The organism is Sutterella parvirubra YIT 11816, assembly GCF_000250875.1.
Classification (GTDB): Bacteria; Pseudomonadota; Gammaproteobacteria; order Burkholderiales; family Burkholderiaceae_F; genus Sutterella; species Sutterella parvirubra.
Genome location: NZ_JH604943.1, coordinates 7,206 through 13,830 on the forward strand (window position 1 = coordinate 7,206; position 6,625 = coordinate 13,830).

A 6,625-nucleotide genomic window follows, 5' to 3' on the forward strand; every position below is an offset into this window, starting at 1 on the left:
GCGTCGCGCTGCGCGACCCCCGCCCGCCAGCGGGCTTCCTGGTCGCCGCGGGTCTTGATCGCGTCGCGGGCGGCGGCGAGACACTCCTCCTGCTCGCGGGCGCGCACGACCGCGCGGTGGGCTTCGTCCAACTCGTCGAACTCGCGCGCGAGGTTGGCGGCGGTTTCAAACGTGCGCGGTTCTTCGAGCATGAAGTCCCGCAGGAAGGTGTTCAAGTCGCCCAGGTTCTTCGCGGATTGGGCCTTGGCGAGGAGCTTCATCGCGCTCTTGTCGCGGATGCGGAAGAGTTCGCGGAAGCGCTCACCGTAGGCCGAGAACGTCTGATAGACCTCGGGGTTCGGCAGCGACCGGCGCAGCCACTTGAAGTCGAAGGACGCGAACTGCGCGAAGCCGCGGAAGGCCTGGAGGTTGAAGGTCCAGGGGGAGCGCAGCACGTAGTACATGCGGTTCACCTTGCTCTCTTCGGTCGAGTCGCCCTTCACGTACGCGACCATCATGAGGGTGACGGCTTCGCCCGTGAGGTCTTCGAGCGTCAACGCGATCGCCGAGAAGGTCGAGCCCGTGCGGCTGTACTGCGTCGTCGTGCGCGTGCCGCGCTCGTCGGTTTCGGTCTGCGTGCCGAAGGCGCCTCGGAGGTAGCTCATCAGGGAGCGGTCCCCGCGGCGCTTGTCGCCTTCGCGCGCCGCGGCGTTGTAGTCGGGCGCGGGGAAGAGGAGCGTCACCATGGCGTCCAAAAGCGTCGACTTCCCCGAGCCCGAGGCCCCCACGAAGAGGAAGCCTTTGCGCGCGATCGGCACGTCGTGGTACCCGGTGAAGGTCCCCCAGTTGAGGATCTGAAGACGCGTGGCGCGGAATTGGTTGAGCCCCGCCAGGAGGTCTTCCTGACCGGACCGACCGCCCGTCGGCTTTTCGCCCGCGGACTCGTACCCGGCCGGGGTCGTCCCGGCCTCCATCGCGTCGATCTGACTCCCGTCGTCGAAGGCTTCGAGTTCGGGGGCGATGGTCGTTTCGGTGTCGCGCACGCTCATCGGGCGGCCTCCGTCGTGAAGAGGTTCTTGTTGTCGGACGTGTCGGTGACGTCCGCGGGTTCGGCGGTCTCGGCAGCTTCATCGACGCTCACGGCGCCTTCCGCATCGAGTTCGGCGCGGCCCACGCGGTTCGCCTTGTCCTTGTAGGCGGCGGTGAGCTTCGCGACGTCGTCGGCGGTGAAGAGACGCGGCAGCGTCGGGCTCACCTCCAAGGCGGACGTCCCGCGAAGGGGAAGAAGCAGTCGGCGGGCGGTCAAGCGCGACACCACGCCCGAGACGTGCCGGCGGAAGGCCTGCTCGTCCTTGAAGGCGGTGCGGTCGTAGAGCTTGAGCGCCTCGGCGATTTCTTCGGGCGTCACGACGGTGCGCTCGTCGGCGGCGCCGGCGTTCCGCATCATCTTTTCGCGAAGTTCCAGAAGGGCGCAGCTGTCGAGGAAGTTGAGCCTCTGGGTGTGAAGGAGCGACGGGGCCTTCAAGTCCCCGGTCTCCGCGCGGCGGAGCATCGCGACGCCGGCCTCTTCGTCCAAGAGGAGGTCGAGGATGAGGTCGGAGACGCGGCTCCGGATCACGGCTTCGTTGGTCAAAAGCACGCGCCAGAGCTTCGGGTGGCGGTCGCGGCGGAGGCACGGCCCTCGGAGCAGCGCCACCAACACGCGGCGCACGTTGAAGGGGAGCTCGCCCGTGTCGCCGGGCCAGAGGCCGGAGGCGTCGTCATCGTCTTCGTCGGCGTCGTCGTCCGCTTCGTCGGCCGCGTCGTCCTGATCGCCGTCTTCCGCGTCGGCTTCTTCGGCTTCCGCTTCGCCGAAATCGAATTCGGCTTCCTGTTCCGCTTCTTCGACTTCAGCGGCCTCGATTTCCAACGCGTCCGCGTAGGCCAAAAGATCGTCCGGCAGCTGGTCGTCCTTCTCTTCCGTCATCCTGTCGTCCTTCTCAATCTTCAATGCAATTCGTTCGGTTCAGTTCGCTCACCACGACCATGGGGCCGCTCACCGCGCAAACGGGTCCGCGAGGCCGCGCGCCTGCGCGCTTTGGCGGGCGCTCCGCATCATGCGCGCGACCCCGGTGGTCGTGAAGACCAACTTCGGGATCTCGGCCGACACGTCGCCTCCGGCGCGGTCGGTCCAGCTGATCGTTTCGTGTTGGGGTGCGAGGAGACTCCCCGGCGCGGTCTCGCCGTGAAGGTCCGTGCCCGAGGGCCAGACGTCGGGCATGGGCAAGCCCCGGTAGTCGTTCGCGGCGGCGGAGGGGTCCGCGCGGAAGGCCTGAATGCCTTCGGCGGAGAGTTCCACGCCGCCCGAGAGGTGCCCTTCGTCCATCGCGGCCGCGAGCGCGGAGATGCGCTTCGAGCGGCGTTTGGGCGCTTTGGGCGTCTTGGGAGCCTTGACGTCCTGACCCGTCAACTGCGCCTCCGTCACGGCTTCGAGCGCCTCGGCGGCGGCCGAGAGGACGGCGTCGGAGGCGGCGGATTCAGGCGCTTCAGCGGCATCCACCGATTCAGCGGCTTCCGCGGCCTCACCGTACCGGGCGGCGAGCGTCAGAAGCCCCACGATGCTCCCCAAGCCCTGATGGTTGGGGACGTGCGACCAGACTTCGGAAACCGACACCTTCCCGCGGCCCTCCATCTTGGCGAGCCCGAGCGCCTCGACCACGGCAAGGCGGAGCTCGCCGTAGTTGATTTCCGCAAAGCGGATGCGCTGGGCGAGCGCCTCGCGGTCGATTTCGGGCGGGGGCGCGACGGAGACGTCGTAGTTTTCGACGTCGACCGAGGGGTCGTCCAACTCATACTGCGTCGGCGAATGGATGTCGGCGTTGGGGAGGACGAGCTCGAGGAACGTTTTCCTTTGATGCGCGTCCTCGCGGGCCGCGGCCGCGGCCGCACGCGCTTCACGCAGAAGCTGCCCCATGCGGCGCTCCTCTACGTACTCGCGCGACTCGACGAATTGGCGCAGGCTCTGCGCGAGGCGCCGCATCACGTCGTGCGTGTCCATGGAGCGGGAGAGGAGTTCGCTTCGGAGCTGCGCGAGGGTGCGCCGTTCGCGGAGCGACAATTCCCCGTAGAAGGGCTGCTGCGTGATGCGCTCCAGCGCGGCTTCCATTTCCGCGGAGGCGCTCTCGTTCGTGAGCAACCGGTAGAACCCCGTGAAGGCGAGGCCCGCTTCGCTCTGCGCGATCTCGTCGTAGCCCGCGAAGAATCGCTCCAGCACGTCGCCACGCGACCCTTCGCTCGTCATGATGCGCTCGCGCAGGTCGAGGTTGAGCCGGTCGAACTCTTCGCGCACGCTGCGGAAGTCGTTCAACAACTCCGCGAAGAGCTCCAGAATGTCTCCCGTGCGGGCCTGCGCGGCGTCCTTCCCTAAGACCGTCCTTGCGCCGGCTTTGACGGCCGCGATCTCTTCGTCGATGCGGCGCTTTTCGGCTTCGAGCTGTTCGATCCGTCGGGCGGGGTCGGGGTCGGCGTCCTGCGCCAACTTCACGACCGCGTGCGCGAGCATTTCGAGGCGGCTTTCCGACGGCCCCGAGCGGCGCGTCAACGCGCGCGAAAGGATGCGGATCGCTTCCAATGCGCCGGCGGTCAATTCGTACTGCTCTTCCAGGGCCCCTGCGGGGAGCCTCGTCACCAGGTACCCCTCGCGCACGAAGCGGGCGGCAAGAGCGCGGGCGTCTTCGGGCGAGACGGCTTCGAGCGTCGCCTCGGCCCAAAGGGGCGCGAGGCGCTCCAGAAAGACGGAGCCCGGCAGCGTGCGCTCCTCTTCGTAGAGGAGCGCCTGCAGAATGCCGATCACGAGCGGGCCCTGCTGGCTCGCGAGAAGCCGCCACATCGGGGCGTCGCGGAGCGTGCGGTAGCGTGCGGTCAGTTCACGTGCGGAGGACAAGGGAAAACCTTTTGGAAACCTTTCGGGGTGAGCGGCGCGGAACCGCATGAAAATCCCAATATTGTCGCACGGATGCGCTTTCTTGAGGCGGCGCCGACTAAGGAAGGACGCGTAGTCCGGGGCGTCGGGCGGTGGTTTCGTCAAACGTGCCTGCCGGGTTGTCGGCGGGGCCCTCCGCGAGGCTCAGAATCGCCCGGCGGCGGGCCTATCATGGTGGGACCCGCATCATCCCCCGACAAAGAACCGAAAAACGAGGAGGAGACCCCCGACATGTCCCGCGAGAAGGCGAAGGCTTGGTTGGACGCGCACGGCTACGGCGAGCGCGTCATCGTGATGGAGGAATGCACGGCGACGGTGGCTTTGGCCGCCGCGGCGCTCGGGTGCGAACCCGCCCACATCGCGAAGACGATGGCCTTCGAGGGGCGTGAGGGCGAGGGGCCCATCCTCGTTCTCGCGGCGGGGGACGCGAAGATCTCGTCGTCCCTCTTCAAGAAAACGTTCGGACTCACCGCCCGGATGATCAAGGGCGACGTTTTGGAAGGGAAGGTCGGTCACACCCCGGGCGGCGTATGTCCCTTCGGGGTCAACCCCGGGATCTCGGTCTGGCTCGACCGGTCGCTTCTCGCTTTTGAGTACGTCTATCCCGCCTGCGGCGACGACCGCACGGCGGTGAAGTTCCGTCCCGAGGAGCTCTATGAGGCCGCGGAGGCGAAGGGGTGGGTGGAGGTGACGAAGCCGAGGGAGTGAACTTACGCCTTGGTTTCAGAAGGATCGAGCAGCCAATCCAAAACGTTGAGCTGCTTGATCCCGTTGATGTTCCGGCCGGCGCCCAACGTGTCCAGTGTCAGCAGGAAACGTTCGTGATTGTCCCGAATCCCGCTGAAGGCGCCGACTTCGCGCTTGTAGACCTCAGGATCCAAAACGCTTGTTGATACCTGATAGTAGTGAACGTCGTCGCCTCGCAGAGCCACGAAGTCGACTTCGTTTTGTCCCGCTTTCCCAATGAAGACGGATGTGTAGCGTCGCCGGAGCTCAAGGAAGACGATGTTTTCGAGCAGTCGTCCGTAGGCCGGATCGCTGGCGTGGACCAGTCGTCGATGTAGTCCGGGGTCGCACAGGTAGTACTTTTCCTGCGTCGTCAGAATTTTCCGTCCCACGACGTCGTATCGCGGCACCTTGAGGAAGATGTAGGACGCCTCAATCCCCGTAAGGTAGGCCGAAATAGTCTTGTTGGAGACGGTGTGGCCGGCGCTGACAAGCGTGTTGGTGATGTTGCGCGCGGAGACGGCGCTCCCGATGAGGGACGCCAACGTATTGACGAGTTTTCGAAGCAGATTCGCGTCCCGCAACTCAAGTCGGCTTTGGATGTCTCGGAATAGAACCCCCGTCACGAGCATCTCATAGTAGTCGTTGAGCAAGGCGTCGTTGTCGCGAAGGACCGCGGCCGCCGGAAAGGAACCGATATTCACGTACCGGTTGAAATCCTCTTCCTTGGTGTATTGGTCGGACTCGACCGCAAGTCGGAACTCGGCGAAAGAGTACGGCATGACTTCCAAAGGCATGTATCGGCCGGTCAGGTACGTGGCCAACTCCCCGGAGAGAAGGTATGCATTGGAGCCGGTGACGTACACGTCGAGGTTCGGTTTGAGCAGCAGACTGTTGAGAACGTGCTCGAAGCCGACGCACTCTTGAACTTCGTCGATGTAGACGTAATGGGTTTCGTCGTCAACGATGCGGCAGATGATGCTTTGGTAGAGCCCCTCAGCGCTCTTGGCCTGCTCGTCAGCGATGTCGTCCAAGTTGAAGCTGATGATGTGATTCTCAGGAACACCCTCTCGGCGCAACGCTTCCCTGTGCAGATGGAGAAGCGTCGACTTTCCCGAGCGCCGAGGTCCCATGATGACCTTGATGAAATGCGTTTGACGCAAACGTTGCAGGCGATCGAGGTAGCTCGTGCGTGGGATGAGATGCGGAGGAGTGTTCATGGTGAGATCCTGTTTTTGTTTTGAGCACGTACAGTACACAAAACTAAGGAAACATCATTTTTGTGTAGTATAGGTCTCCAAAAGCGAAAAAACAAGAATTTTGTGTAGCGTGATACACGGAACCCATAAAAACACCGAAACCGTGTCGCATGCAACACGGTTTCGATCGTTTTGACTTTTCGTAACTCGTACTGTCACAGAATTTCATAACTCGTAGTATCACACTTCAATAACTCATACTGTCACAAGTTTGATAACTCCTTTGTCACAGACCATCATCGTTCTGCTGTCACAGTTTGTTGTCAAAAGGCTACCTTCCAGTAACAAGTCCTACTGCAAAAAAAAGAGGATTCGGGCATACCTGTGGGTAAAAGCTCTTAAAAGCCATCCTTCGCATTGTCATATCCATGACCGGCGCGAGAGCCATCAGAGTGAGTCTTCAGCGCGTGCATCAGGCTCCTCATCAGGAAACCTTTGGCTTTTGTAACAAATAGCACATGATCGACATGATCATGACGGAGCGATCGAACCGGAAAGTTGAGCTTCCGGGAAGCTGTTAGCCAAGAGGGACAAGGCCTGCAGAGATACATGATTCGTCAGCCGACCCACAGGTATCCACGAAGAGCCCTTTTTCATCGCGGGGCTCTGTTTCAGATGGTCCGGAGAAGTTGGCAGTCCCATCAGGCTCATGACAATACTTCTCAACAAGATGGCTTTCAATCTGCTGACCAAAATGCAA

General features: G+C 62.9%; 6 protein-coding genes. 1 reads left to right on the forward strand and 5 read right to left on the reverse strand.

Translation table 11 applies throughout. From position 1 onward, the window contains the following. The 3 genes from HMPREF9440_RS04465 to HMPREF9440_RS04475 all read right to left on the reverse strand — a co-directional run. Window positions 1–1,028 (reverse strand): ATP-binding protein (locus HMPREF9440_RS04465; RefSeq protein ID WP_008541885.1); only part of this gene is annotated, 1,028 nt, incomplete at its 3' end. Continuing rightward, a complete protein-coding gene (locus HMPREF9440_RS04470; RefSeq protein ID WP_148516390.1) occupies window positions 1,025–1,945 on the reverse strand; it encodes a DUF4194 domain-containing protein in 921 nt (306 codons plus the stop codon). The genes HMPREF9440_RS04465 and HMPREF9440_RS04470, both read right to left, overlap by 4 nt. Before the next feature lie 69 nt (window positions 1,946–2,014). Beyond that, a complete protein-coding gene (locus tag HMPREF9440_RS04475; RefSeq protein WP_172634284.1) occupies window positions 2,015–3,901 on the reverse strand; it encodes a DUF3375 domain-containing protein in 1,887 nt (628 codons plus the stop codon). Between the two features lie 270 nt (window positions 3,902–4,171). On the opposite strand from HMPREF9440_RS04475, the gene HMPREF9440_RS04480 reads away from it, so the two are divergent. Further along, the gene (locus HMPREF9440_RS04480) at window positions 4,172–4,648 is read left to right on the forward strand and encodes a YbaK/EbsC family protein (RefSeq protein WP_040763598.1); all 477 of its coding nucleotides are present in this window, start codon (window positions 4,172–4,174) and stop codon (window positions 4,646–4,648) included. A 2-nt stretch (window positions 4,649–4,650) separates the two neighbouring features. On the opposite strand, the gene HMPREF9440_RS04485 is transcribed toward HMPREF9440_RS04480, so the two are convergent. Next, complete coding sequence (locus tag HMPREF9440_RS04485) at window positions 4,651–5,886, reverse strand: ATP-binding protein (protein ID WP_008541889.1); 1,236 nt, start codon at window positions 5,884–5,886, stop codon at window positions 4,651–4,653. 510 nt (window positions 5,887–6,396) lie between these two features. Then, window positions 6,397–6,625: hypothetical protein (locus HMPREF9440_RS11650; RefSeq protein ID WP_216586060.1), on the reverse strand; the 229-nt coding region annotated here is incomplete at its 5' end.

What these genes read in the sequence shown, in the direction of transcription:
- HMPREF9440_RS04480 (WP_040763598.1), top strand. Translation starts at nt 4,172, where the DNA reads ATGTCCCGCGAGAAGGCGAAGGCTTGGTTGGACGCGCACGGCTACGGC.
- HMPREF9440_RS04470 (WP_148516390.1), bottom strand. Translation starts at nt 1,945, where the DNA reads ATGACGGAAGAGAAGGACGACCAGCTGCCGGACGATCTTTTGGCCTAC.
- HMPREF9440_RS04485 (WP_008541889.1), bottom strand. Translation starts at nt 5,886, where the DNA reads ATGAACACTCCTCCGCATCTCATCCCACGCACGAGCTACCTCGATCGC.